Annotated in this window: 22 protein-coding genes; 18 read left to right on the top strand and 4 right to left on the bottom strand. The window is 73.9% G+C overall.

The window, feature by feature from the left end; all coding sequences use genetic code 11:
• The first annotated feature begins 200 nt into the window (after window positions 1–200).
• The 5 genes from B9W62_RS02055 (at window position 201) to B9W62_RS02035 (ending at window position 5,453) form a co-directional block, all read left to right on the top strand.
• The gene (locus B9W62_RS02055) at window positions 201–1,274 is read left to right on the top strand and encodes a polyprenyl synthetase family protein (protein WP_087804567.1); all 1,074 of its coding nucleotides are present in this window, start codon (window positions 201–203) and stop codon (window positions 1,272–1,274) included.
• Between the two features lie 126 nt (window positions 1,275–1,400).
• Complete coding sequence (locus B9W62_RS02050; RefSeq protein WP_087804564.1) at window positions 1,401–1,685, top strand: polyprenyl synthetase; 285 nt, start codon at window positions 1,401–1,403, stop codon at window positions 1,683–1,685.
• Window positions 1,678–2,736 carry a polyprenyl synthetase family protein gene (locus B9W62_RS02045; protein WP_087804561.1) on the top strand — a complete coding sequence of 353 codons (1,059 nt, stop codon included), beginning with the start codon at window positions 1,678–1,680 and terminating at the stop codon, window positions 2,734–2,736. The genes B9W62_RS02050 and B9W62_RS02045 overlap by 8 nt, the downstream gene beginning before the upstream one ends.
• Window positions 2,737–2,749: 13 nt before the next feature.
• The gene (locus B9W62_RS02040; RefSeq protein ID WP_087804559.1) at window positions 2,750–3,910 is read left to right on the top strand and encodes an oxygenase MpaB family protein; all 1,161 of its coding nucleotides are present in this window, start codon (window positions 2,750–2,752) and stop codon (window positions 3,908–3,910) included.
• Between the two features lie 109 nt (window positions 3,911–4,019).
• Window positions 4,020–5,453 (top strand): WGR domain-containing protein, encoded by a 1,434-nt coding sequence (locus tag B9W62_RS02035; protein WP_087804557.1) that lies wholly within the window; start codon window positions 4,020–4,022, stop codon window positions 5,451–5,453.
• Window positions 5,454–5,525: 72 nt separating this feature from the next.
• On the opposite strand, the gene B9W62_RS02030 is transcribed toward B9W62_RS02035, so the two are convergent.
• Window positions 5,526–6,635: a DUF475 domain-containing protein gene (locus B9W62_RS02030; RefSeq protein WP_087804555.1), complete on the bottom strand. Its 1,110-nt coding sequence runs from the start codon at window positions 6,633–6,635 to the stop codon at window positions 5,526–5,528.
• Between the two features lie 145 nt (window positions 6,636–6,780).
• On the opposite strand from B9W62_RS02030, the gene B9W62_RS02025 reads away from it, so the two are divergent.
• The 4 genes from B9W62_RS02025 to B9W62_RS02010 all read left to right on the top strand — a co-directional run bounded on the left by B9W62_RS02025 (window position 6,781) and on the right by B9W62_RS02010 (window position 10,913).
• Window positions 6,781–7,236, top strand: a complete 456-nt coding sequence (locus B9W62_RS02025; protein WP_087804553.1) for a Fur family transcriptional regulator — start codon at window positions 6,781–6,783, stop codon at window positions 7,234–7,236.
• 24 nt (window positions 7,237–7,260) lie between these two features.
• Window positions 7,261–9,483: a catalase/peroxidase HPI gene (gene katG / locus B9W62_RS02020; protein ID WP_087804551.1), complete on the top strand. Its 2,223-nt coding sequence runs from the start codon at window positions 7,261–7,263 to the stop codon at window positions 9,481–9,483.
• Between the two features lie 91 nt (window positions 9,484–9,574).
• Window positions 9,575–10,576 carry an aminoglycoside phosphotransferase family protein gene (locus B9W62_RS02015; RefSeq protein ID WP_087804549.1) on the top strand — a complete coding sequence of 334 codons (1,002 nt, stop codon included), beginning with the start codon at window positions 9,575–9,577 and terminating at the stop codon, window positions 10,574–10,576.
• Between the two features lie 70 nt (window positions 10,577–10,646).
• The gene (locus B9W62_RS02010; RefSeq protein WP_087804548.1) at window positions 10,647–10,913 is read left to right on the top strand and encodes a hypothetical protein; all 267 of its coding nucleotides are present in this window, start codon (window positions 10,647–10,649) and stop codon (window positions 10,911–10,913) included.
• Here the strand turns inward: B9W62_RS02010 and B9W62_RS02005 are convergent.
• Entirely contained in the window at window positions 10,856–11,884 is a 1,029-nt protein-coding gene (locus tag B9W62_RS02005; RefSeq protein WP_087804547.1) for a helix-turn-helix domain-containing protein, read from the bottom strand. The genes B9W62_RS02010 and B9W62_RS02005 overlap by 58 nt on opposite strands.
• A 93-nt stretch (window positions 11,885–11,977) precedes the next feature.
• Between B9W62_RS02005 and B9W62_RS02000 the strand changes: the two genes are divergently transcribed.
• The 3 genes from B9W62_RS02000 to B9W62_RS01990 all read left to right on the top strand — a co-directional run bounded on the left by B9W62_RS02000 (window position 11,978) and on the right by B9W62_RS01990 (window position 17,154).
• The gene (locus B9W62_RS02000) at window positions 11,978–13,567 is read left to right on the top strand and encodes an alpha/beta hydrolase (RefSeq protein WP_087804546.1); all 1,590 of its coding nucleotides are present in this window, start codon (window positions 11,978–11,980) and stop codon (window positions 13,565–13,567) included.
• 54 nt (window positions 13,568–13,621) lie between these two features.
• Window positions 13,622–15,220: a sulfite oxidase gene (locus B9W62_RS01995; RefSeq protein WP_087804545.1), complete on the top strand. Its 1,599-nt coding sequence runs from the start codon at window positions 13,622–13,624 to the stop codon at window positions 15,218–15,220.
• A 227-nt stretch (window positions 15,221–15,447) separates the two neighbouring features.
• Window positions 15,448–17,154 carry a cellulase family glycosylhydrolase gene (locus B9W62_RS01990; RefSeq protein ID WP_087804544.1) on the top strand — a complete coding sequence of 569 codons (1,707 nt, stop codon included), beginning with the start codon at window positions 15,448–15,450 and terminating at the stop codon, window positions 17,152–17,154.
• A 3-nt stretch (window positions 17,155–17,157) separates the two neighbouring features.
• Here B9W62_RS01990 and B9W62_RS01985 read toward each other — a convergent pair whose 3' ends face one another.
• Entirely contained in the window at window positions 17,158–17,379 is a 222-nt protein-coding gene (locus B9W62_RS01985) for a hypothetical protein (protein ID WP_087804543.1), read from the bottom strand.
• Window positions 17,380–17,437: 58 nt separating this feature from the next.
• Here B9W62_RS01985 and B9W62_RS40475 point away from each other — a divergent pair, with 58 nt between their 5' ends.
• From B9W62_RS40475 to B9W62_RS01970, 3 genes are read left to right on the top strand one after another with little or no spacing between them, the layout of a single operon-like run.
• Window positions 17,438–17,716, top strand: coding sequence for a hypothetical protein (locus B9W62_RS40475; RefSeq protein WP_218782025.1), 279 nt, complete (start codon window positions 17,438–17,440; stop codon window positions 17,714–17,716).
• Between the two features lie 53 nt (window positions 17,717–17,769).
• Complete coding sequence (locus tag B9W62_RS01975) at window positions 17,770–18,459, top strand: response regulator transcription factor (protein WP_179235305.1); 690 nt, start codon at window positions 17,770–17,772, stop codon at window positions 18,457–18,459.
• Window positions 18,456–19,784 carry a sensor histidine kinase gene (locus B9W62_RS01970; RefSeq protein ID WP_087804540.1) on the top strand — a complete coding sequence of 443 codons (1,329 nt, stop codon included), beginning with the start codon at window positions 18,456–18,458 and terminating at the stop codon, window positions 19,782–19,784. The genes B9W62_RS01975 and B9W62_RS01970 overlap by 4 nt, the downstream gene beginning before the upstream one ends.
• Before the next feature lie 24 nt (window positions 19,785–19,808).
• Here B9W62_RS01970 and B9W62_RS01965 read toward each other — a convergent pair whose 3' ends face one another.
• Window positions 19,809–20,693: a CAP domain-containing protein gene (locus tag B9W62_RS01965; protein WP_087804539.1), complete on the bottom strand. Its 885-nt coding sequence runs from the start codon at window positions 20,691–20,693 to the stop codon at window positions 19,809–19,811.
• Window positions 20,694–21,227: 534 nt separating this feature from the next.
• On the opposite strand from B9W62_RS01965, the gene B9W62_RS01960 reads away from it, so the two are divergent.
• The 3 genes from B9W62_RS01960 to B9W62_RS01950 are packed head-to-tail and all read left to right on the top strand — an operon-like array spanning window position 21,228 to window position 23,790.
• The gene (locus B9W62_RS01960; protein WP_087804538.1) at window positions 21,228–21,506 is read left to right on the top strand and encodes an acyl carrier protein; all 279 of its coding nucleotides are present in this window, start codon (window positions 21,228–21,230) and stop codon (window positions 21,504–21,506) included.
• On the top strand, window positions 21,503–22,792 hold the full coding sequence (locus B9W62_RS01955; protein ID WP_087804536.1) for a beta-ketoacyl-[acyl-carrier-protein] synthase family protein: 1,290 nt from the start codon (window positions 21,503–21,505) through the stop codon (window positions 22,790–22,792). The genes B9W62_RS01960 and B9W62_RS01955 overlap by 4 nt, the downstream gene beginning before the upstream one ends.
• Window positions 22,789–23,790, top strand: coding sequence for an ACP S-malonyltransferase (locus B9W62_RS01950; protein ID WP_087804534.1), 1,002 nt, complete (start codon window positions 22,789–22,791; stop codon window positions 23,788–23,790). Before B9W62_RS01955 ends, B9W62_RS01950 begins: the two co-directional genes overlap by 4 nt.
• Window positions 23,791–23,803: the final 13 nt, after the last annotated feature.

Below are 23,803 nucleotides of genomic sequence, written 5' to 3'. Positions count from 1 at the left end.
CCGCTGCCGACAGGGGGGCCGGGCCGAGGCGTCTCCGTGCGGGTACGCGGCCGGAGTCAGGCCGCCACGCCGACGTCGTAGCACCGGGCGGGGGGACCCGTCGATCGCGGAGGCGACCTCGACCCGCGGTGCTCGGTGCTTGCGGGCTCCTGACACACTGCTGGGCGCGTCACCCGCCCGGATATCAGGAGGACTTCGTCATGACCGAGCAGTCGCCGGACCGCGTCGCCCGGACCGAGCGTCGGTTCAACGCGCTCTTCGCGGAGTACTTCGACACGCTGGGCACGACCCTGGACGCCCCGTCCTTCAGCCGTTTCACCCCGGACTGCGTCGGGCTGCTGCGCGACCTGTCGCTGCGCGGCGGCAAGCGGATGCGGGTCGTGCTGCTGCACGAGGCCGCGCGGCTGGTGACCGCCGAGCCGGTCGACGGACTGGACGCGGCGGCGCTGAGCGTCGAACTCCTGCAAACCCACGGCCTGGTGCACGACGACCTCATCGACGACAGCGCCACGCGCCGGGGCGGCCCCACCACGTACTACGCCTACCGGGAACGCTTCCCCGAGCACCCGCGGGCGGCGCTCGGACTCACCGTGCTCGCGGGCGACCTCGCGCTGGCCCTCTCGCTGCGCGTGCTCCTGGAGGCCCGGCTCCCCGTCGAGACGCGCCAGGCCATGGTCGAGGTGCAGACCCGGGCCGCGGCCGACACGTTCGTGGGTCAGATCATCGACCTGGAACGGGACTTCACCACCGCCGCCCCGGACGACGACGTCCTGCACACCGTCGCCGACCACAAGTCGGCCCGGTACTCCGTGCTGGCCCCGCTGCGCCTCGGACTCCTGGCCGCCGGTGAACAACCCGCGGCCCACGAAGCCGAATTGAGCGCCTACGCGCGCCTGCTCGGCATCTGCGGACAGATGCGCGACGACTACCTGGACCTGTTCGGTGACGCGGAGGCGATGGGGAAGCCGACCGGCACCGACATCCGGGAGGGCCGGCACACCTACACCGTGGCCCGCCTGCTGTCCGCCGTGAGCGGCGCCGAGCGCGACTTCGTGGACAAGGCCCTGGGCGACCCCGGCTGCACGCCGGAGACCGTCGCCGAGATCCGCGCGATCGGCGAGCGCGCCGGTGTCGCCGACCGGATGCGCGCCGACATGCGGGAGTACGCCGAGCGTGCCCGGCTGGTGGCGGCGGGCTGGCGTCCCCGGTGGCGCGAGGACGCCGTCGCCTTCTTCGAGCGGCTGCCCCGCTGGAGCGTCGAGCGGACCGCCTGACACCTGTTCCCCACATCGCTCAAAGGGGTATTCGGGATCTTCCGCCCCCTGTGCCCGGTCATGCTCTGATCGGACGCGCCGTCGACCAGGCACGTCCGTGACCACGCGACCCCCTGGGGGAGAAGCATGACTGGTTCGACACGACGGCAACCGGACGGGGGCGACCGGGCCGTGCTCCTGGCCGCCGGGCTGGCCGAGCTGGCGGTGAGCACGATCGGCTCGGCGGTGGGCGGACTGCGCGGGCTCCTCGGCCGTTCGGACACCGCCGATCTGGTGCGGGAGGCGGAACAGGACCTCCAGGCGCGGGGCAGGCTGGCCCTGGACCGCTGCGCGCACGTACCGCCCGCCCACCTGGAAGTGCTCGCCCAGCACGTGAAGGCGCGCCGGGCGGCCGCCGACGGTGATGTCTGACCTCTGGGACCCGGCCGGCTTCAAGGACCGCGTCGACGGTGTCCTGCGGGACTTCCTGGCCGAGGAGGCCGGGCTGATGGTGGCGGTCGACGAGGCCCTCGCGCCCGTGGCCGAGCAGGTGCGCAGCTCGGCCGGGCACGGCAAACGGCTGCGGGCGGCCTTCTGCTACTGGGGCTGGCGGGCCGCCGGACAGCCGGAGAGCGACGCACTCCTACGGGCGGCGGCCTCCATGGAACTGGTGCACGCCGCCGCGGTCGTCCACGACGACCTCATCGACGACAGCGACCTGCGGCACGGCCTGCCCACCGCCCACGTCGCCCTGGAAGCCGTGCTGGGCCGGGACGGCCGGACCGGGGCGCGGCGGGCGGCGCGCTCCCTGGCCATGCTGGTGGGCGACCACCTGATGGTCCTCGCGGGCCGCATGTTCACCGACAGCGGCCTGCCGGCCGCCTACCTCGCCCGCGCCCGGGACCTGTGGGCCGCGCTCGCCCGTGAACTCGTCGCCGGCGAGTGCCTGGAGATCCTGCACACCGGCGGACCGCCCGACACCGGGACCTCCCTGAAGGTGGTCCGCTACAAGACCGCCAAGTACACCGTCGAGCACCCCCTGCTCATCGGCGGCCTGCTCGCCGGCGCCGCCCCCGCACTGCGCGACACCTACCGGGCCTACGGGCTGCCGCTCGGCGAGGCCTTCCAGTTGCGCGACGACCTGCTCGGACTCTTCGGCGACCAGGAACGCACCGGGAAGGCGGCCCTGGACGACCTGCGCAGCGGCCGGCCCACCGCGCTGCTGGCCGAGACCTGGAAGGCCGCCGACGCGTCCCAGCGGGAACGGCTGCGGCGCCTGCTGGGCCGCGACGACCTGGACGCGACCCACCTGCGCGACGTGCGCCGGCTCATGCTGGAGCTGAAGGCGCCCCAGCGGGTCGAAGAGATGATCGCGAGCCGCGTGGAGCGGGCCACCCGTGCCCTGGACGCCGCCGGGACACCACCGCACGCCCGCCGCGCGCTGCGCGAACTCGCCCTGCGGGCCACCGACCGCACGTACTGACGAGGAGACCGGGATGACCCCCACCGAGACGTCGATGGACGCCCTGCGCCACAGCGGTGACGAACTGGCCGACGCGGTCGTCGCCACCCTGTTCGAGCGCGGCGAGGTCGGCAAGTTCAACGCCCTGATGCGCCACGTCTCCACCACCGGCCAGCAACTCCCGGACGGCCTCCCCGGGGTCGCCCGCGAGTACCTCCGGGTGACCGGCACCCCGCCGGACTGGGTGGACTGGGACGAGATGGAGCGGGCCCGCCTGTTCTTCATCGACAACAACGTGCACATCTCGACCGCGCTGTCGTTCGCCTCCATGCCCGCCTGCTACGTCGTCCCGCACGTGGCCCGGCTGCTGTCGGCGACCCACGGCCTGAACTACCCCTCCAAACGGATGGCGGAGACCGGCCAGTTCACCGTCTACCTCATGCGGCCCGACGCGTTCGAGGCCGGCGGCCGCTTCCTCCCGGCCGCCCAGAAGGTACGCCTGCTGCACGCCGCCATCCGGCACCACCTGAAGCGGGAGGACCGCTGGGACACCGACACCCTCGGCGTACCGATCTGCCAGGAGGACATGATCGGCGGGCAGATGTTCTTCTCCCTGCTCGTCCTGGACAGCCTGCACCGTCTCGGCATCCACATGTCCGCCGAGGGCGCGGAGGCCTACTACTACGCCTGGCGCGTCGTCGGCGCCATCCTGGGCGTCGACCAGTCGGCCGTCCCCGCCACGCTCGACGAGGCCCGCGGCTTCCTCGACCTGTACATGCTCCGCCACATGGGCCCCTCCGAGGAGGGTGCCCACCTCACCCGGCAACTGATCGACCTGTACGAGGAAGTCGTCCCCGGCACCCTCTTCGACCCGGTCGTCTCCGCGCTGATCCGCCACCTCGTCGGCGACACCTGCGCCGACTGGCTTGAGGTGCCCCGCTCCGCCTGGGACACCGTGGTCAAGGCCGCCCCGCACCTGCTCGGCGTCCTGGAGACCATCGAGGACCGCTCACCCCTGGGCGCCTGGGCCCTGGACCGGCTCGGCCACCTCACCACGGCCCTCGAACTCTCCTCCCTCACCCGCGGACGCGTCATGCACTACGCCATCCCCGAGCAACTGAGGAAGGAGTACGGCGTCTCCGGCGCCGCCGCCCGCGCCAGCCGCTGGACCCCGCCGCCCGCGACCCTGTCCTGAGCCGCCAAACCCCCGTAGCCGCCGGGCCGGATTGTCAGTGGGACCTCATACGGTGTGGTCAGTGGAACCCGCGGAACACGCCGCGGGACCGACCGGGGAGAGGTCTGCCATGTCGAGGACGTACCTGGAGCTGTCGCAGGACGACGGGAGCGCGCACAAGTTCTACGAAGTCACCGTCCAGGGACAGGCCGTGACGGTGCGCTACGGCCGGATCGGCGCCGCCGGGCAGACCCAGACGTCCACCTTCCCCACCGCGCAGAAGGCCGAGGCCGCGGCCGCCAAGAAGATAGGCGAGAAGGTGCGCAAGGGCTACGAGCCCGCCGTGCAGGGACAGCGCGCGCCCCGCGCGGTCACCCGCCGGCAGGTGGCCTCCGCGCCGTCCACGGCCCGCGCGGTCGCACCGGTCCTGTGGCGGTTCCGCACCGGCTCCGCGGCGTTCGGCATCCACATCGACGAGGACAAGTGCTGGGTGGGCAACCAGGCGGGCGACGTCTTCACCCTCGCCCACGGCGGCGAGGTCCTCGCCCGCTACCAACTGCCCGACGGCGTCAAGTGCCTGGTCGCCGACGACTTCTGGATCTACGCCGGCTGCGACGACGGCCGGGTCTACGACCTGTCGTCCAAACTGCCCTTCGCCGCCTACGACATCGCGGCCGACGTGGACATCTTCTGGCTCGACATCCACGAGGGCGTGCTGAACGTGGCGGACCGCGCCGGACGGCTCACCGTGATCGACCACGAGGACGAGCACCAGTGGTCGCGCGGCGGTCGCGGTGAGCACGCCTGGATGGTGCGCGCCGACGACCGCGCCGTCTACCACGGACACACCCGCGGCGTCACCGCCCACTCCCCGGACGGCGGCGCCGAGTTGTGGCACACCCCCACCCAGGGAGCCGTGCTCTTCGGCTGGCAGGAGGACGACGCGGTCTACGCCGGCACCGCGCGGCACACGGTCCAGCGGCTGTCCAAGGCCACCGGTGCCATCGAGGCGACGTACCACTGCGACAGCCCCGTCTACTCGTGCGCCACCTCGGCCGGGGGCCGGTTCGTCTTCGCCGGCGACTCCGCGTCCTCGGTGTACTGCTTCGACCGTGACGGCACCCGGCTGTGGAAGCTGGGCACGGGCGGTGGCTCCGCCCTGTCCATGCAGTACCGCGACGAGCGGCTGTTCCTCGTCACCACCGACGGTTCCCTGGTGTGCGTGGACGCGAGCGAGGCGGCGGTCACGGCCGCGCAGCAGGGCTCGGTGCCCGTCGCCCGGGACGTGAAGCTCGCCGCCACCCTGCCGACGTACGCGCCCGCCACCGCCGCCACCGCGGTGACGACCGTGACCGCGGCGCCCGCGGGCTCCGTCGTCGTCGAATGCGTCCAGGAGAACGGCCGCACCCGGATCCACGTGGTGTCGGAAGGGTACGACCCCGCGTGGAACGTCCAGTTCCCGAGGGCGATCAGGGAACCCGGCGCGCGGTACGTGGTCGACGCGCTGCACGCCGCGTCGGGCGGCTTCTACCGGGTGCGCGGGGACATCAGGCGCCTGCGGTGACGGCGGTGGCGGGCGCGGCGTCGCGTGGCGCCGCTCCCGGATCCGCCGGCCGCCGGCGCACCGCGGGACCGCTCAGGAGGCGGCGCGCAGCGTCCGGTTGCGGCGCACGGAGGACCAGAAGGAGGCGCCGATCAGGACGACGCCGACGAGGCCGGTGATGATCTCGTTGATCTCGTACTGGATGGTGACCAGCAGGATCAGCGACAGGGCGCCGATCGCGTAGTGGGCGCCGTGCTCCAGGTAGACGTAGTCGTCGAGGGTGCCCTGGCGGACCAGGTAGACGGTCAGGGACCGCACGTACATGGCGCCGATGCCGAGGCCGAGGGCCATCAGGACGATGTCGTTGGTGATGGCGAAGGCGCCGATGACGCCGTCGAAGGAGAAGGACGCGTCCAGGACCTCCAGGTAGAGGAACATGAAGAACGCCGCCTTGCCCGCCAGCTTGACGGGCGATCCGGAGGACCTTCCCGCCTGCTCCGCGTCCTGCTCCGCCTCCCGCTCCCGCTCCCGCTCCTCCTCGTTCTCCAGGCGTTGCTCGAAGAAACCGGAGAGGCCGCCCACGACCATGTAGGTGATCAGACCGCCCACGCCCGCCAGCAGCACCGTCTCCGCCTTGTCGGCGTGCGTGCCGCCGTGCTGGTGGGCATGGGCGCCGAAGGTGGTGGCGGAGACGAGCAGCATGACCAGGGCGATGCAGACCGACAGCATGTCGACCCTGCCGAGCTTGACCAGCGGACGCTCCAGCCACCCCAGCCACTTGATCTCCCGGTCCTCGAACACGAAGTCGAGGAAGATCATCATCAGGAACATGCCGCCGAAGGCCGCGATCGACGGATGGGCGTCCGTCACCAGCTCCTGGTAGCGGTCCTTGTCGGTGAGCGCCAGGTGCACCGCGCTCCAGGGACTCAGCCGGGCACTGATCGCCACGATCACCACCGGGAAGACCAGCCGCATACCGAACACCGCGATCACGATGCCGACGGTGAGGAAGATCTTCTGCCAGAAGGCATTCATCTTCTTCAGGATCCCGGCGTTGATCACCGCGTTGTCGAAGGACAGCGAGACCTCCAGGACGGACAGGATCGCCACGATGCCGAGGGCGGTCCAGCCGTCGTAGAGCACACCCGCCGCCAGGCCGAGGGCCGTCACGGCGAAAGCCCAGCGGAACGTCTTCAACAGCACCGGCCACTCATTCCTGTCGTCCATTCCTGTCGTCGCGCCGTACGGGCGGGCATCCCGTGCCAGTGCCCGCCACGCACGTTGTTTACCACGCTGGAGTCGTTCGTTTCCTTGAGTCGTTCGTGTCCCAGGGAGTAGGTTCGCCGCCATGACGGCATCCCGGCACTCCCGGAATCCGGCCACCGCCGACGAACTGCGCCTGGCGGGACTGCGGGTGACCGCCGCCCGGGTCGCGCTGCTCGAGACCGTACGGGCGGGGGACCACCTCGACGCCGAGGCCCTCACCCGCGGGGTGCGCCGGCGTGTGGGGCACGTCTCCCTCCAAGCCGTGTACGACGCCCTGCACGCCCTGACCGCGGCAGGGCTCGTGCGCCGTATCGAACCGCCCGGCGGCGCGGCGCGGTTCGAGGGACGGGTCGGTGACAACCACCACCACGTCCTGTGCCGGTCCTGCGGCGCCCTCGCCGACGTCGACTGCGCCGTCGGCGACGCGCCGTGCCTGACCGCCTCCGACGACCGCGGCTTCGTGATAGACGAGGCCGAGGTCATCTACCGGGGCCTGTGCCCCGACTGCTCCACGCCCAGCAGTTCCCCAGCACCTTGATCCGCCCCGTCCGGAAGGATTCCCATGTCCGAGAACCACGACGCCATCGTGACCGACGCGAAGGCCGAGGAGACGGGCGGTTGCCCGGTCGCCCACGGACGCGCCGCGCACCCCACGCAGGGCGGCGGAAACCGTCAGTGGTGGCCGGAGCGGCTCAACCTGAAGATCCTCGCCAAGAACCCCGCCGTCGCCAACCCGCTGGGTGAGGAGTTCGACTACGCCGAGGCCTTCGAGGCCCTCGACCTGGCGGCCGTGAAACGGGACATCGCCGAGGTGCTGACCACCTCGCAGGACTGGTGGCCCGCCGACTTCGGCAACTACGGCCCGCTGATGATCCGGATGGCCTGGCACAGCGCGGGCACCTACCGGATCAGCGACGGCCGCGGCGGCGCGGGCGCCGGCCAGCAGCGCTTCGCCCCGCTCAACAGCTGGCCGGACAACGGCAACCTCGACAAGGCCCGCCGCCTGCTGTGGCCGGTCAAGAAGAAGTACGGCCAGAACCTCTCCTGGGCCGACCTGCTCGTCCTCACCGGCAACGTCGCGCTGGAGACGATGGGCTTCGAGACCTTCGGCTTCGCCGGCGGCCGCGCCGACGTCTGGGAGGCCGAGGAGGACGTCTACTGGGGCCCCGAGACCACCTGGCTCGACGACCGCCGCTACACCGGCGACCGCGAGCTGGAGAACCCGCTCGGCGCCGTCCAGATGGGCCTGATCTACGTCAACCCGGAAGGCCCCAACGGCAACCCGGACCCGATCGCCGCCGCCCGCGACATCCGCGAGACGTTCCGCCGCATGGCGATGAACGACGAGGAGACCGTCGCGCTCATCGCCGGCGGGCACACCTTCGGCAAGACCCACGGCGCCGGCCCGGCCGACGCCGTCGGCGACGACCCCGAGGCCGCCGCCATGGAGCAGCAGGGCCTCGGCTGGAAGAGTACCCACGGCACGGGCAAGGGCGGCGACGCCATCACCTCCGGCCTGGAGGTCACCTGGACCAGCACGCCCACCCAGTGGGGGAACGGCTTCTTCAAGAACCTCTTCGAGTACGAGTACGAGCTGGAGCAGAGCCCCGCCGGAGCCAACCAGTGGGTGGCCAAGGACGCCCCGGAGATCATCCCCGACGCGCACGACCCGGCGAAGAAGCACCGCCCCAGGATGCTCACCACCGACCTGTCGCTGCGCCTCGACCCGGTCTACGGGCCGATCTCCCGCCGGTTCTACGAGAACCCGGAGGAATTCGCCGACGCCTTCGCCCGCGCCTGGTTCAAGCTGACGCACCGCGACATGGGCCCGAAGTCCCTGTACCTCGGCCCGGAGGTCCCCGAGGAGACCCTGATCTGGCAGGACCCGCTGCCCGAGCCCGAGGGCGAGGCCGTCGACGCCGAGGACATCGCCACCCTCAAGACCAAGCTCCTCGAGTCCGGCCTTTCGGTGTCGCAGCTGGTGACCACCGCGTGGGCCTCGGCGTCCACCTTCCGCGGCAGCGACAAGCGCGGCGGCGCCAACGGCGCCCGCATCCGGCTTCAGCCGCAGCGCGGCTGGGAGGTCAACGAGCCGGACGAGCTGGCGCAGGTGCTGCGCGTCCTGGAGGGCGTCCAGCAGGAGTTCAACTCCGGTGCGGGCGCCAAGAAGGTCTCCCTGGCCGACCTGATCGTCCTCGGCGGCTCGGCCGCGGTCGAGAAGGCGGCCAAGGAAGCCGGCTTCCCGGTGCAGGTCCCCTTCGCCGCGGGCCGCGTGGACGCCACGGAGGAGCACACCGACGCCGAGTCGTTCGAGGCCCTCGAGCCGACCGCCGACGGCTTCCGCAACTACCTCGGCAAGGGCAACCGGCTGCCGGCCGAGTTCCTGCTCCTCGACCGTGCCAACCTGCTCACCCTGAGCGCGCCCGAGATGACCGTCCTGGTCGGCGGCCTGCGCGTGCTGGGCGCGGGCCACCAGCAGTCCCAGCTCGGCGTGTTCACCCGGACGCCCGGCTCGCTGACCAACGACTTCTTCGTCAACCTGCTCGACCTGGGCACGGAGTGGAAGTCGACGTCCGAGGACCAGACCACCTTCGAGGGCCGCGACGCCGCCACGGGCGAGGTCAAGTGGGCCGGCAGCCGCGCCGACCTGGTGTTCGGCTCCAACTCCGAGCTGCGGGCGCTCGCCGAGGTCTACGCGAGCGACGACGCCAAGGAGAAGTTCGTGCACGACTTCGTCGCCGCCTGGGTCAAGGTCATGAACCTCGACCGCTTCGACCTGGCCTGATCCACCCCGCCCCTCCCGGAGGCACGTTCCAGGGTCCCGGGAGGGGCGAAATCCGGTGGCCGGGCGCGGCGCACGGTGCTGGGATGGCGTCATGCTCAGCGACGCGCCGGTGACCGTGGACCGGGGGCGGTACCAGGACACCGTCACCCCCTGGGAGGAACCGGCCTGGCGCACCGAGGCCCTCGGCTGGACCGAGGCCCGGCTGACCGCCCGCGGCCTGCGGCCGACGGGACACTGGCGGGCGCGGCTGCGGCCCTGGTCCGTCCTGCTGCGGCTGAGCATCGAGGGTGGCGACGCCGTCTGGTTCAAGGCGAACCCGCCGGCCAGTGCCTTCGAGGGCGCCCTGACCGCGGCGCTGGCCCGCTGGGTCCCCGGGAACGTACTGGAGCCGCTGGCGGTGGACACCGGACGCGGCTGGTCGCTGCTGCCCGACGGGGGACCGCTCTTCCGGGACGTCCTGGCGCGGGAGGCGGTCACTCCCGGCGCCTGGGAGGGCCTCCTGCGCCAGTACGGGGCCATGCAGCACGCCCTGACCCCCCGCGCCGGCGAGATCGAACGCCTGGGTGTGCCCGCCGTGCCCACCGACGCGCTGCCCGGCGTCCTCGACCGGCTGGACGAGACGCCGCTGCCGTCCCGGGACCGGGCCGCGCTCCGGGAACTGCGCCCCCGCCTCCGGGACTGGTGCGCCGAACTCGCGGCCCTGGGCGTCCCCGACTCCCTCGACCACGCCGACCTGCACGACGGCCAGCTGTTCCGTCCCGCGCCCGGCCGGTTCACCTTCTTCGACTGGGGCGACGCGATCGTCGCCCACCCCTTCGCCAGCCTCGCCGTCCCCGCCCGCCGGGCGGCCGAGCACCACGGGACGCGCATCCTGCCGCGCCTGCGCGACGCCTACCTCGAACCCTGGACGGGCGCCGGCCGTACGCCCGCGCAGCTGCGGCGCGCGGTGCGCCTCGCCTGGCGGCTCAGCGCACTGAACCGCGCCGCCGCCTATGGCAGGCTCTTCCCCACGGCGTCCGGCGGCGCCGCAGCCGCGACGGCCGCGGCGGGCGCACGCTGCCTCCTCGAACTGCTGGACGAACCCCCCTTGTAGCAGCGGCCGGTTCCAGCGGCCGCTCCGCGCTGCCGGGCCATTGTCAGTGGCGGATGCGAGGCTTCCTCTCATGGATGAGGTGGAGTTCATGCGCGGCAGGGTCTACGGCGCCGATCACGACAACCCCGGGCCGCGCACCGGTCGCGTCTACGCCCACCTGGTGGGCGGCCCCCTGGACGGCCTGCTGCTGGACGTCACGGACCTCACGGAACAGGAGCGCGGCCGCGCGGTGGCACTGGCGACGGAGATAGGCCGCTACGGCCCCGGCGGCCGCTCCGCCTACGCCCCGAGGCCGGGGGACGCCCGCCGCTTCGACTGGCGGGGCGACGTGCCCTGACCGGGCACCGCCCCCGTCTGCGCGGTGAGCGCCGTCAGCAGCCAGTCGTGCGCGGTCCCGGGGGTCGGCTCCGGCCGCCCGCCCGGCGCGGTGTTCACCTCGGACACCAGCTCCCAGTAGCCGTCCAGCCGGGGATCGGCGGCGAGCTGCCCGGCCAGCCGGTACCGGAAGCCGGGGGTGTCCCGCACCCCGTACGCGCTCGTGTACGCGGCCACGAAGCCGTCCAGCGCCTCACCCGGATGCGGCCGGCGGCCCCAGCGCAGCTGCGCCCCGGCCAGCTCGTACGCCTCCGCGAGGCCCGCGTACAGCACGGCGGCGCCCCGCGCACCGGCGGCCCGGTGGGCCTCGGGCTGGGGCTGGGCCGTGCCCGGACACGGCGCGAGCGTAAGGGCGTTGAGACGGGCGAAGGCCAGGACCTGGGCCGGAGCGGGATCGTCGGGCGGCTGCGGGACCGCCACGTCCAGGAAGGCCCCGGCCGACCGGGCCGGCATCCGGGCCGGCAGCCAACCGCGCCAGAACCGCACCAGCGGCGCCGTGCTGGGCGGGACGGACACGGCACCGATCAACCGCAGCCGGTCGGCCTGCTCACCGGGCGGCGACTCCTGCACCAGCCGCAGCGCGGCCTCCCGCCAGCGCAAGGCCCGCAGCTCCGAGCCGACCTCACGCAGCCGGCCCGCCACGGCGGCCTCCAGGGCCCCGCCCGCCCCGCTCCCGCCGCCCGCCGCGTCGTCCGCGTGCCGCTCGTCGAGAATGCGCCGCACTTCCGGAACGCCCAGGCCCAGGGCGCGCAAGGAGCGGATCAGCCGCAGCCGGTCGAGTGCCTCGGGACCGTACCGACGGTGCCCTCCGGCGCTGCGGGACGCCTCCGGCAGCAGACCCCGGTCCGAGTAGAAGCGGACCGTCTTGACGGTGACACCCGCGTCCTCGGCCAGCTCGCCGATGCCGCACAGACCGTCGTTCGACGTGAACACTTGAACCTCCCTCAGGGGGAGTTCCTACCGTACCGGCGACGGCGGGCCGGTGATCGGGCCGGGCCGCGTCACGGACGGAGGAGAGAGCGGACCATGACCGCGTTCATCCTGGTGTCGGGCATGTTCACCGGCACACACATCTGGCAGGACACCGTCGCGCGCCTGACCGCGGTGGGCGCCGAGGTGCACACGGTCGCCCTCACCGGCCTCGACGGACCCCGCGCGGCCGGCGACGTGGCCGTGGACCTGGAGACCCACATCGCGGACGTGCTCGCGGTGGTCGACTCCGTGGGCACGGCCGAGGACCGGCGGATCGTGCTGGTCGGCCACGACTACGGCATCCACCCGGCGGTCGGTGCCGCCGACCGGCGTGCGGAGCGCATCGAGCGGATCGTCTACCTGGACTCGGGCCTGCCGAGGGACGGCGTCCCGGCCCTGGCCGCCGTACCCGACCAGTCCCTGCGCGAGCGGCTCGCGGGAGGCGCCGCAACCGCCGAAACCGCCGCAACCGGCGGGGCGGAAGAGGCCCAAGGGGTGCTGCCGCCCCCGGCGCTCGACGAGTGGGCGCGCTGGGGCAGCACCGCGGGAGTCCCCGACGCCGCACTGGACCGGCTCACCGCACTCGCCGCGCCCCAGCCCCTGGGCACCCTGCTCCAGCCGCTGCGGCTGACCGGCGCGGTCGACCCGGTGCCCACCACCGGCGTGCTGTGCACCGGCAACGGCACGAGCATCGAGCTGATCCAGATGCTGGTGCGCCTCGGCGACCCCGCGCTGCGCCCCCTGACCGACCCCCGGGTGACCTTCTTCGAACTGCCCACCGGCCACTGGCCGATGCTGTCCTGCCCCGCCGAGCTGACGGACGTGCTGCTGCGGGCCGCGGCGGGCGAGGGGCACCGGCTGGAGCCGGTCGACGACGTCGCGGGGCCGGGACACATGCAGCCGTTCCTGATGGACGTGCCCGACGTCCCGAGGGAGCGGCACGGAAACGTCGACCTCTACCTGCCCGACGCCGAGGAGCCGCGCCCCGCCGTGGTGTTCGTGCACGGCGGCCCGGTGCCCGCCGACGCCCGGCCGACTCCGCGGGACTGGCCCGGCCTGACGGGGTACGCACGGTGCGTGGCCGGGGACGGAGCCGTGGGTGTCCTCCTCGACCACCGCCTGCACGACCTCGGCGACTACGAGCGGGCCGCCGCGGACGTGGCGGCCGCCGTGGAGCTGGCGCGGGCCGATCCGCGGGTGGACGGGGACCGGATCGCGCTGTGGTTCTTCTCCGGCGGTGGCCTGATCGCCGCCGACTGGCTGGACGCGCCCCCGGCGTGGCTGCGCTGCCTGGCGGCCACCTACCCCGTCCTCGCGCCCCTGCCGAACTGGGGGATGTCCGAGACCCGCCTGCGACCGGCGCGGGCCGTGGCGAACGCGGGCGACCTGCCCCTCGTACTCACCCGGGTGGGGCGGGAGATGCCGGAGATCGCCGCCACGGTGGAGGAGTTCCTGGCCGCGGCCAAGGACCGCGGGGCGGACGTGGAGGTGATCGACGTGCCGAACGGCCATCACGGCTTCGAGACCATCGACGTGACCGACGAGTCGCGCGCGGCGGTGCGTCACGCCATACGCACGGTGCTCGGTCACGCCTTCGGGCCGGGGACCGGGACTCGGCCGGGGGCCGGGGCCGGGACACGGTGACGGCGGGCGCGGTGCGCCACCAATCCGTTGGCCGCCCGGTGCCGGATTACCGTCGTGAGCGACCACGACAAGACCCCACGCACATCGTCGGCCAGGACCTGGACCCGCCTCGCGCTGGGAGGCCTGAGCGGTCTCCTGGCGGGGGGCGCCGCCCTCGCCGTCGCCGAGGCGGCGGCGGCCGCGGTGCGCCCGCAGGCCGGTCCGGTCGTCGCGGTCGGCGCGGCCGCCATCGACCGTACGCCGACCGCCGTGAAGGACTGGGCGATCCGTACCTTCGGCGCCAACGACAAGCTGGTGCTCCAGCTCGGCATCCTCGCTGTGCTGACCCTGTTCGCCCTGGTCCTCGGCGCGTTCGCGGTCCGCCACCGGCGCACCGGTGCCGCGGGAGTCCTGGTCTTCGGAGTCGTCGGCGCCGCGGCGGCCCTCGGCAGGCCCGACTCCACCGGCGTCACGGACGCCCTCCCCTCCGTCCTGGGGGCGATCGCCGGCGCGGCCCTCCTGTACGTCCTCGTCGGCCTCCTCCCGGCGCCGCGCCGGGAGGTGCCGGAGGAGCGGGGCGAGGGATGGGACCGGCGCCGTTTCGTGCTCGCGGCGACGGCCGCCGCCGCGGCCTCCGCCGGGACCGGCGTCCTGGGCCGGTCCCTGAGCGGCGCGGGCGGCCGGGAAGCCGCCGCCTCCCGGCGGCGGATCACCCTTCCGGCGCCCGGCTCACCGGCCCCGGCGATGCCCCGGCGGGCACAGGTCGGGGTGGAGGGGGTCAGCTCCTTCGTCACCCCCAACAGCGACTTCTACCGGGTCGACACCGCCCTGGTGGTCCCCAAGGTGGACGCCACGACCTGGCGGCTGCGCCTCCACGGCGAGGGGGTGGCCCGGGAGAAGACGCTGACCTTCGACGACCTCCTGCGCCGGCGGCTGATCGAGCGGGACGTCACCCTCACCTGCGTGTCCAACGAGGTCGGCGGCCCGTACGTCGGCAACGCGCGCTGGATCGGCGTCCGACTCGCCGACCTGCTGGAGGAGTGCGGGGTCCGGCGCCCGTCGGAGGGCGGCCCGGCGGACCAGCTCGTGGCCCGGTCCGTGGACGGCATGACCATCGGCAGCCCCGTCGAGGACGTCATGGACGGCCGCGACGCGATGCTCGCCCTCGGCATGAACGGCGAGCCCCTGCCCTTCGAGCACGGATTCCCCGTCCGCATGCTGGTGCCCGGCCTCTACGGCTACGTCTCGGCCTGCAAGTGGATCGAGGAGATCGAGCTGACCACGTTCGACGCGTACGACGCGTACTGGGTCAAGCGCGACTGGGCCCGCGAGGCACCGATCAAGACCCAGTCCCGGATCGACACGCCGAAGCCGTTCGCCCGGCCGGAGGCGGGCACGGTGATGGTCGCCGGAGTGGCCTGGGCCCAGCACCGGGGCATCGACAGGGTCGAGATCCGCGTCGACGACGGCCCCTGGCAGGAGGTCACCCTGGCCGCCGAGGACTCGCGCGACACCTGGCGGCAGTGGTCGTACGCCTGGCGGGCCACCAAGGGCGGGCACACCCTCACCGTGCGGGCCACCGACCGGACCGGCGAAGTGCAGACGGAGAGGCGTACCCGCACCGTGCCCGACGGCGCGAGCGGTTGGCACTCGGTCGTGGTGACGGTGGAGTGACGACCGGGACGGCGCCGCACCGCGCTGCCCCGCCCCGGCCCGCTTCGGCCCGCCTCGGCCCGGGGCGGGGCAAGCGTTTTCTGTTCGCAGTCTTGACGTGTACGCGGCGTAATGAGTTTCATGGAGGCGCAGTGTGGGAGCGCTCCCATGCGGCGCGCGATGCGCCCCTCCCATGCCTCCTCACCGCCCCTCGCCCCGTGTCCGCACTACGCAATCCTGGAGTCGCCGTGCGCACAGCAAGACGTGGAACCCCCGCACCGAAGCCCCTCGCGGCCCGTCTGGTGGCCGGCCTCGCCGCGCTGATCGGGCTGCTCGTCGTCGGCGCCCTCTGTCCGGGCGCCGCCGTGGCCCAGTCGCCCGCGGCCCGGGCCCCCGCGCAAGGGCAGGCGGCCGGCGCCCGGGCGGCCGGTCTGCACATCAGCGAGGGCCGCCTGGTGGAGGGCAACGGCAACGACTTCGTCATGCGCGGGGTCAACCACGCCCACACCTGGTATCCGGGTGAGACGCAGTCGCTGGCGGACGTCAAGGCGCTGGGCGCCAACAGCGTCCGGGTCGTCCTGTCGGACGGGCACCGCTGGAGCGAGAACGGCCCCGAGGACGTCGCCGCCGTCATCGAGCGGTGCAAGGCCAACCGGCTGATCTGCGTGCTGGAGGTGCACGACACCACCGGCTACGGCGAGGACGCCGCGGCCGGCACCCTCGACCACGCCGCCGACTACTGGATCGGCCTCAAGGACGTCCTGGCCGGCCAGGAGGACTACGTCGTCGTCAACATCGGCAACGAGCCCTGGGGCAACACCGATCCCGCCGGGTGGACCGAGCCCACCGTCGCGGCCGTCGAGAAGCTGCGCACCGCCGGACTCCAGCACACGATCATGGTGGACGCCCCCAACTGGGGCCAGGACTGGCAGGGTGTCATGCGCGCCCAGGCGCAGTCCGTCTACGACGCCGACCCCACCGGCAACCTGATCTTCTCCATCCACATGTACAGCGTCTACGACACCGCCCAGGAGATCACGGACTACCTGAACGCGTTCGCCGACGCGAAACTGCCCCTCCTCATCGGCGAGTTCGGCGGGCCCGCCGACCAGTACGGCGACCCGGACGAGGACACCATGATGGCCACCGCCGAGCAGCTCCGCCTCGGCTACCTCGCGTGGTCGTGGAGCGGCAACACCGACCCCGTCCTCGACCTGGCCCTCGACTTCGACCCGAGCAGGCTCAGCGACTGGGGCGAGCGCATCTTCCACGGCGCCGACGGCATCGCCGGGACCTCGAAGGAGGCCACCGTCTACGGCGGCGGCGCCCCGGACACCCAGGCCCCGACGGCTCCCGGCCCCCCGACCGCCACCGCCGTCACCGCCACCGCCGTCACCCTCGGCTGGACCGCCGCCACCGACGACACCGCGGTCACCGGCTACGACGTCGTCCGCCTCGGCGACGGCACCGAGACCACGGTCGCCTCCTCGGCCACGACCACCGCCACCGTGACCGGCCTCACCCCGGGCACCGCGTACACCTTCGCCGTCCGCGCCCGCGACGCGGCGGGCAACCGCTCCACCGCCTCTCCCGCCGTGGAGGTCACCACCGACGAGGGCGGCGGCACCCCGGGCGGCGCCTGCGCCGTCGGCTACCGCGTGGTGGGCGAGTGGCCGGGCGGCTTCCAGGGCGAGATCGCCGTCCGCAACACCGGGAGCACCGCCGTGGGTCCGTGGACGCTGGCCTTCGCCTTCGCCGACGGCCAGACCGTCACCCACATGTGGGGCGGCACCGCCACCCAGAACGCGGGCGCGGTAAGCGTCGCCCCGGCCTCCTACACCGCCACCATCCCGGCCGGCGGCACGGTCACCCTGGGCTTCACCGCCCAGAAGGACGGCAACAACACCGCCCCGGCCGCGTTCCGCCTGAACGGGGCCGTCTGCGCCACCGCCTGACCCTCACCACGACACCTCACGGACGTCGGCCCGGCTCTGCGGCTGCGTCGTCGCGGTGATCTCCGAACGGTGGCGGCTCGCCGAGAACGTCACCTTCAGCGTCTGCGGCGCGCTCTGCTCCGTATTCACCGTGAAGCCCTGGTTCGGCACCGCCGAGATCAGGCACACCCCGCCGCCGCCGAACCGCACGGTCGCCTTGCCACCCTCGGACGGCACCGTGTACACGCCCGCCCCGCCCTCCTCGCAGCCCGGGTCGCCCCCGCCCGCGGGAGGCCGCGGGGCCGTGGTGCGAGGGCTCGGCGTCGGCGTGGGGGTCGGGGCCGGCTCGGGCGCCCGGTCGCTGGTGCGCGACGGCGTCGGGCTGGGCGCGCGGCTGGTGGGCGACGGGCTGGGGGTGGCCGTCACGGTCTTGGAGACGGTCGGCCGGGGCGGGGCCGGGAGCTCCTCGGGCGCCGTCTGCGCGACCGGCGCGGTCGGCCGGGTCGACCCCACCACGAAGTGGATGGTGATGATGACAGCCGTCACACTGGCCGCCGTGCAGGACAGCCAGATGATCAGGTAGCGCAGAAGGCGGGACACGACACCATAGTGACGGACCGGCTAACGTGCCTGCCCATGGCCTCCGTACTTGTCGTCGAGGACGACCCTGTGATCCGGGCCGCGCTGATCGAGGTCCTCGCCGGACACGGCTACGCGGTGAAGACCGCACACCAGGGGTTCGAGGCGCTGCGCGACATCACCCAGAGCCCGCCGGACATCGTCGTGCTCGACCTCGGGCTGCCCGACCTCGACGGACTCGACGTACTGCGGATGATCCGGGGCATATCCCGCGTCCCGGTGCTGGTCGCCACCGCCCGGGACGAGGAGAGCGAGATCATCCGGCTGCTCAACGCCGGGGCTGACGACTACCTGGTCAAGCCCTTCTCCGGCGGTCAGCTCGCGGCCCGGCTCGCCGCCGTGCTGCGCCGCTCCGCACCCGCCGACCTCCGGGCCGCGCGGCTGCCGGTCCTCCAGGTCGCCGACCTCCGCATCGACCCCACCGCGCGCACCGCTCATCTCGCCGGCCGCGAACTTCCCCTCACCCGCCGCGAGTTCGACCTGCTCGCCTATCTGGCCGCCCATGCCGACCAGGTCGTCTCGCGGCAGCGGATCCTCGCCGAGGTGTGGCAGCAGCCGTACGTGGAGGACCAGACGGTGGACGTCCACCTGTCCGCACTGCGCCGCAAGATGGGGGAGAAGGCGCGCAAGCCCCGTTATCTCCACACCGTGCGCGGCATCGGCATCAAGCTGGTCAGCGCGCCATGAGACGTGCCCTCGCCGGGATCGCCCTGGCCGTCACCTCCATGGTGGCGCTGTCGTTCCTCATCCCGCTCGCCCTCCTCGTGCGCGAACAGGCCCGCGACCGGGTCACCACCGCCGCCGAGCAGCGCGCCGCGGCCCTCTCGCCGGTGCTCGCCCTCACCACCCGGCGCGCGGACGTCCAGCAGGCCGTCGCGGAGCTCGGCTCCGCAGACCAGCTGGCCGTACGGCTGCCCGACGGCGGTTTCGTCGGCACCCCGCACGCGCCCGAGGAGGCGCTCGACCGGGCCGTACGGGGGCGCGAGACGCTCGCCGTGGACACCTCGGACGGCTGGGCGTACCTCCAGCCCGTCGTCCTGCGGGGCGAGCGGGTCGCGGTCGTCGAGGCCTACGTGCCCGCCGCCGACCTCACCCGGGGCGTGACGGCCTCCTGGGGCGTGATGGCCCTGCTGGCGCTGGGCCTGGTGGGCGGCTCGGTGCTGGTCGCCGACCGGCTCGGCGCCCGCGTGGTCCGCTCCTCCCGGGGCCTCAAGCGCGCTTCCCTCGCGCTCGGCTCCGGCGACCTCGGCGTACGGGTGGAGCCGGACGGGCCGCCCGAGCTGCAAGAGGCCGGAGTGGCGTTCAACACGATGGCCGACCGGGTCGTCGATCTGCTCGCCGTCGAACGCGAACTGGTCGCAGACCTCTCGCACCGGCTGCGCACCCCGCTGACCGCCCTCTACCTGGAGGCCGACCGGATGGGCGCGACACCGAGCGCCCGGCGGGTCACGGAAGCGGCCGGCCAGCTGGAGCGCGAACTGGACTCGATCATCGCGGCGGCGCGCACCCCGCTGGCGGCGGCACAGCTCGCCGGGGCCGGCGCGGGGACCGCGAAACCGTGCGACGTCGCGGAGGTGGTCACCATGCGGCTGGACTTCTGGTCGGTCCTCGCCGCCCAGCAGGAGCGGCCGTTCGAGCGCTCCCTCACCCCGCGTCCGACCCCCGTGGCCTTCCCCGAGGACGACCTCGCCGCCGTCGTCGACGCCCTGATCGGCAACGTCTTCCGGCACACCCCGCAGGGCACCCGCTTCGTCGTGCGCGTGGAGCGCCGGGACCGGCACGTGCACCTCACGGTCGACGACGCCGGACCGGGCGTCGCGGACCCCGAGGCGGCACTCACCCGGGGCGTCAGCGTCGGCGGTTCCACGGGGCTGGGCCTGGACATCGTGGCCCGGGCGGCCCGCACGGCCGACGGCGAACTGACGATCACCCGCGCGCCGCTCGGGGGCGCACGGGTGACGGTGTCGTTCGCGCTGGCGGACACGCGCGCGGGCGGCGGCGCCGGACGGTGACGTGCGGGCAGATGGCGAAAGGTGTCAGCGGCCGGTGCCGAAGTCCTGGGTCCACCAGGGGCCGCCGTCGCCGAAGTGGACGCCGACGCCCAGCTCCTTGTAGGAGCAGTTGAGTATGTTCGCCCGGTGGCCGGGGCTGTTCATCCAGGAGTCCATCACCGAGGCGGCGTCCGCCTGGCCCCGGGCTATGTTCTCCCCGAGGGTCGACCACTGGTAACCGGCGGCCTCGACCCGGCTCGCCATGGTGGAGCCGTCCGGACCCGTGTGGGACATCACGCCGCTGTTCGCCATGACGTCGCTGTAGTCGTCCGCGGCCCGGGTCAGCTTGTCGTTGGCGGTGACCGGCGAGCAGCCCGCCGCGGTCCGCTCCTCGTTCACCAGCGCGAGGACCTGGGCCTCCGCGCCGCCCGTCGTGCCGGAGCCGGAGCCCGAGCCCGAGCCGGAACCGGAGCCTGATCCGCTGCCCGGCCCCGAGCCGCTGCCCCCGCCGGACCCGGTGCTCCCGGACCCGTCGGCGCCGCTCTTCGTGGTGGCCCTGACGGGAGCCTTCGAGGTCGGTGCGGGGGCTTTGGTGGTGCCGGCCGTCGGGCTCGCCGTCTTCTTCGGCTTCTTCTTCGGCTCGGCGCTCGGGCTCGGCGAGGCGCTCGCCGGGGCGCTCGGGCTCGCCGACGCGGACGCGAGCGGTGCGGCACCGCCCGCCGCGTCCTCGGCGTTCGGCGCCTGGTCGGCGGCGTTCGCGGTGACCCGGTCGGAAGCCCCGCCGTCGTCGCCGTCGGTGACGGCGAGGGTGATCCCGACGCCCGCCGTCAAAGTGACGGCGCCGAGTGCCAGCGCGGTACCGCGGCTCCTGAGCCCGCCGCGGGGGCGGGCGTGGGAGCGGGACGGGCGAGCGGCTCGGCGGGAACCCATACGCAGGACACCTCGGCTTGTCGGTCGGCTGGCGGAGCCCCGTACCCGGTGGACGCGATCGCGCCCACCGGGACTGTGGGGGGTGCTCGAGAGCCTAGGACCCGACCGGCGTGGAAACGCCCGTTCGAAGGTCATCTTCAGAAAGCCTTAAAAGAGCCGCCAAAGTCCGTTGAGGAAGCGCGGCACCACCGGCACCACGCACCACCGGCACCACCGGCACCACCGGCACTACCGGGCCACCGGTGCCACCGCACCCGTGCCCGCCCGCCCCCTTACGCACGCGCGGCCCGCCACCCTCGGTCCGTCCCGGGGCGCTTCAGGGTGAAGGGCGGACACGGGTGCTCACAGGAGCCCGTCCCGTGCCCCCGATGCTCCGCCGTCCCCCCGTACCCGGCGCTTGCCGTGCCGCACGGACGGACAGTCTGTCGGCGTGAACCGGCAGGTCGCCGGACACCGCCGGCGCGCCCGAGGGGACCGGGTCCTCCCGCCCACCGCCTCCGGGCGCGCCGTGCACGGACCGAGGAGGGACCGGACATGCCGTCCACCGCCGACGAACGACAGCTGCTCGACGAAGTGCGCGACCTGCTGGCCGCCACGGTCGAGGACCTCACCGTGGAGGAGATCCGGCCCGACTCCTCGCTCCAGGACGACCTGGGGGTCGACTCGCTGGCCCGGCTGGAGCTGGTCGCGGCGATCGAGGACCGCTGGCAGATCGAGGTGCCCCAGGAGCAGGCGGACCGGCTCACGACGGTGCGGGAGATCGCCGCCCACCTCGCCGAAGCCGTCGCCGCCCCCGCGGGCGGCACCGCGTGAGCCCACGGCACGCGGCCGCCCCGGGCCGCGCGGAGGAACGGTCCGCCGTCGTCACGGGGCTGGGCCTGACCACGGCGCTGGGCGGCGACGTCCCCACCACCTGGCGGTCCCTGCTGGACGGCGGGTGCGGCGTCGAACGCGTCGACTTCGCGGAGCCGGAGGGGCCCGCGCAGGTCTATTTGGCGGCCCGGGCGGCGGTCGACCCCGCGACGGTCCTGTCGTCCGCCAAGGCGGCGCACTGCGACCGCACGGCGCAGTTCGCCCTCGTCGCCGCCCGCGAGGCCGTTCACGACGCAGGGTTCCCCGACGTGTCGGCGCTCGCCGCGGGCGGCTCGCGGGTGGCCGTGGTCGTCGGGGTGGGGCTGGGCAGCCTCACCAGCGTCCTGGAGCAGAACCGCCGCCTCCAGACGCAGGGCGCGGCGCGGGTGAGCCCGCGGACCATCCCGGTCATGCTGCCCAACCACCCGGCCGCCGAGGTCGGGCTGATGGTGGGAGCGAAGGCCGGTGTGCACGCCCCCGTCAGTGCCTGCGCCTCCGGTGCCGAGGCACTCGCCCAGGCCCTGGGCCTGATCCGGGACGGCCGCGCGGACATCGTGGTCGCGGGCGGCGCCGAGGCCGCGCTGCACCCGCTGGCCCTGGCCGGGTTCGCGCGACTGAAGGCCCTCTCCCGGCGCCACGACGACCCCAAGGGTGCCTCCCGGCCCTTCGACGCGGACCGGGACGGTTTCGTGATGGGGGAGGGCGCCGGGATGCTCGTCGTCGAGAGCGCCGCACATGCCGCCGCCCGCGGCGCCCGCGTCCACGGCCGGCTGACCGGGGCGGGCATCACCAACGACAGCCACCACGTGGCCCAGCCCGCGCCCGGCGGTACGGGCTGTGCGGCGGCCGTCGACGAGGCGCTGCGCGACGCGGGGCTCGTGCCGGAGCAGGTCCAGCACATCAACGCCCACGCCACCTCGACACCGCTCGGCGACCTCGGTGAGGCGCAGGCGCTGCACAGCGTCTTCGCCAAGGGAGTGGACGACGTGGCGGTCAGCGCCACCAAGGGCTCCTTCGGGCACACCCTCGGCGCCGCCGGAGCCATCGAGGCCGTCCTCACCGTCCTCGCCCTGCGGGACAGGACGGCACCGCCCGCGTGCAGCCTGGAACGGGTCGACCCAGAGATCGGCCTGAACGTCGTCGGCCGCGACCCGGCGGCACTGCCCGCCGGGCCCCTCGCCGCCGTCACCACGAGCATGGGCTTCGGCGGGCACAACGTCGCGCTCGCCTTCGCCGACGCCTCATGAGCAACGACCGTACGGCCCCCACCGGCGGCACACCACGCACCGTGCTGATGTGCCCCGGCCAGGGGGCCTACCTCCCCGGCGCCCTGCGCCACCTCGGCGAGCTCCCGTCCGTCCAGCGGGTGCTGCGGACGGTGGACGCCCACAGCACCGCGCTCGGCGGCACCCGGACCCCCGTCGGGCACCTCCTCACCGACGCCGAGGCGCCCGACCCCGACCGCCTCGTGCGCACCGACCCCCTCGCCTTCGACCTGGCCACCTACGCCGCCGTGGTCGCCTCCGCCACCGTCCTGCTCGACCTCGCGGCGACCCCCGTCCACGCCGTGCTCGGCCACAGCGTGGGCGACCTCGCGGCGCTCACCGTGGCCGGAGTCGTCACCCTCGAACAGGGCGTACGGCTGCTCCACGTCCGCGACCGGCTGCTGCGTGACGCGGCGCTCCCGGCGGCGGGCCTGCTGGCCATCGACCTGAGTGCCGAACGGGCGGCCGACCTGCTGCGCGCCGGGGACCTGCCCGAGGTGCGGATCGCCGCCCGCAACGCCCCCTCTCAGACGGTCCTGGCCGGGCCCGCCGACCAGTTGGCCGCCCTCGGGCACACCACTCGGGCGCTCGGCCGTCGTGCCACCGCGCTGACCAGCCGTACCGCCTACCACCATCCCGTGCTCACGGAGGTCCACCGGGCCTTTAGCCGCCTCCTGCGCGCGCAGCCCGTCGCCCCGCCCACGCTTCCCGTGTACACGGCCACCGGGCCGGGCCCCGCCCGCACCCCGGCCCAGCTGCGCACGGTGGCGGCCGCCCACCTCCGCGAGCCGCTCGCCTTCCACCGGACCCTGCGCGCGCTGCGCCTGGCGGGTTTCACCACCTACCTCGACAGCGGCCCCCGGGCGCTGCTGAGCACCCTGGCCAGGGCCGGTCTGCCCGGCTGCACCACCGCCGCCCCCTCCCGCACCCCGGTCGGCGTCGACCGCATCCGCCACCGCCTGGCCGCCGCCATGCGCTGACGCGGGCCCTTGA

The organism is Streptomyces sp. CS113 (genome assembly GCF_002188365.1).
Lineage (GTDB): Bacteria > Actinomycetota > Actinomycetes > Streptomycetales > Streptomycetaceae > Streptomyces > Streptomyces tendae.
This window is presented reverse-complemented; position numbering and strand designations above follow the sequence as displayed.

Coding starts and splice junctions, on each gene's coding strand:
- B9W62_RS02040 (WP_087804559.1), top strand. CDS start 2,750: ATGACCCCCACCGAGACGTCGATGGACGCCCTGCGCCACAGCGGTGAC.
- B9W62_RS02050 (WP_087804564.1), top strand. CDS start 1,401: ATGACTGGTTCGACACGACGGCAACCGGACGGGGGCGACCGGGCCGTG.
- B9W62_RS01975 (WP_179235305.1), top strand. CDS start 17,770: ATGGCCTCCGTACTTGTCGTCGAGGACGACCCTGTGATCCGGGCCGCG.
- B9W62_RS02000 (WP_087804546.1), top strand. CDS start 11,978: ATGACCGCGTTCATCCTGGTGTCGGGCATGTTCACCGGCACACACATC.
- B9W62_RS02045 (WP_087804561.1), top strand. CDS start 1,678: ATGTCTGACCTCTGGGACCCGGCCGGCTTCAAGGACCGCGTCGACGGT.
- B9W62_RS01970 (WP_087804540.1), top strand. CDS start 18,456: ATGAGACGTGCCCTCGCCGGGATCGCCCTGGCCGTCACCTCCATGGTG.
- B9W62_RS01960 (WP_087804538.1), top strand. CDS start 21,228: ATGCCGTCCACCGCCGACGAACGACAGCTGCTCGACGAAGTGCGCGAC.
- B9W62_RS01965 (WP_087804539.1), bottom strand. CDS start 20,693: ATGGGTTCCCGCCGAGCCGCTCGCCCGTCCCGCTCCCACGCCCGCCCC.
- B9W62_RS02035 (WP_087804557.1), top strand. CDS start 4,020: ATGTCGAGGACGTACCTGGAGCTGTCGCAGGACGACGGGAGCGCGCAC.
- B9W62_RS02055 (WP_087804567.1), top strand. CDS start 201: ATGACCGAGCAGTCGCCGGACCGCGTCGCCCGGACCGAGCGTCGGTTC.
- B9W62_RS01950 (WP_087804534.1), top strand. CDS start 22,789: ATGAGCAACGACCGTACGGCCCCCACCGGCGGCACACCACGCACCGTG.
- B9W62_RS02010 (WP_087804548.1), top strand. CDS start 10,647: ATGGATGAGGTGGAGTTCATGCGCGGCAGGGTCTACGGCGCCGATCAC.
- katG (WP_087804551.1), top strand. CDS start 7,261: ATGTCCGAGAACCACGACGCCATCGTGACCGACGCGAAGGCCGAGGAG.
- B9W62_RS02025 (WP_087804553.1), top strand. CDS start 6,781: ATGACGGCATCCCGGCACTCCCGGAATCCGGCCACCGCCGACGAACTG.
- B9W62_RS02015 (WP_087804549.1), top strand. CDS start 9,575: ATGCTCAGCGACGCGCCGGTGACCGTGGACCGGGGGCGGTACCAGGAC.